Below are 974 nucleotides of genomic sequence, written 5' to 3'. Positions count from 1 at the left end.
GCGTGCACCTCGAAGCGGCCCGCCATCGCCCGCATCTCGTGCGGGTCGGTCATAAAACGTGTTGCCATGTCGGCTGTTCTCCTTGTTACGTGGTTACTGGGTGATGTGGTGAAGACGGTGGCCGGATCGTTTACGTGTTACGCAACCGCCGAGCCGAATGAATAGAAATGACCCCCCCTTCCCGTCAGCCGGCGGCCACCGGGCGCTGTCACGGTGAGACGGACGTCGAACCCGAACCGCGGCGTTTGAGTTGACGGAGTGCGTGTTGCGTTGCGGGACGCTGCAAGAGCCCCCGAAATCGTCCCCTGCGGGGCGGTCACGTTGGAACCCATTTCGGTGATGACCTGTTCCAAGCCCCCGAACCGCCTGTCCGAGCTACAGAGCGGCGGCCGCGTTGGCTGCTTCGGTCGCAGCGTACGAACCGGAGCTGGTGGACAGGGTGTTCACGAACATCTCGTGGATCGCGGCGGCCTGGGCGCTCACCGCTTGGTACATCTGCGCGTGCGCGGCGAACTGAGCCGCGGTCAAAGCCGACACCTCGTCGGCAGCGGCGGGTACCACCCCCGTCGTTGGGGCTGCAGCGGCTGCGTTCTGGGCGCTCAAAGTCGACCCGATAGCCTGCAGGTTCCCGGCCGCCGCGGCCAAAGCCTCCGGCTGTGTGGTCACGAACGACATATTGTTCCCTCCTAGTTCAATCCCCGACTCTGCGAGACTAGATGACTGGGGCCCACCAGGTCGGTGTGGAAGCCCGCTGTTTGCAATTGTTCACTTAGCGGTACTGCGAATTCACTTTTGGTAACGACACAGTAACAGCGCCTGACCTCGACCGCTGCCCCTCAGAACACGGTCATAGCAAACGGTACCAGCCCCCGGTCGAAAAAGTTGCTGGTAATCGACGCACAGGATGCTGGCGCGATGTACAGCTATGCGGGCCAGTCCTCGTCGGCGACGAAGGTGACGCAGTTCCAGAAGGC

Annotated in this window: 1 protein-coding gene and 1 pseudogene; both read right to left on the bottom strand. The window is 62.7% G+C overall.

The window, feature by feature from the left end; all coding sequences use genetic code 11:
- A pseudogene (locus A5708_RS26980) lies at positions 1-68 on the bottom strand (WXG100 family type VII secretion target); the annotation flags it as partial.
- A gap of 307 nt (positions 69-375) precedes the next feature.
- Positions 376-675 carry a PE family protein gene (locus A5708_RS21090; protein ID WP_007771419.1) on the bottom strand — a complete coding sequence of 100 codons (300 nt, stop codon included), beginning with the start codon at positions 673-675 and terminating at the stop codon, positions 376-378.
- Positions 676-974 lie beyond the last annotated feature (299 nt).

Source organism: Mycobacterium colombiense (assembly GCF_001672755.1).
In the GTDB taxonomy this organism is placed as follows: Bacteria; Actinomycetota; Actinomycetes; order Mycobacteriales; family Mycobacteriaceae; genus Mycobacterium; species Mycobacterium colombiense_C.
Note: the sequence above shows the minus strand (reverse complement) of the source record. Positions and strands in the feature narration are given on the sequence as shown.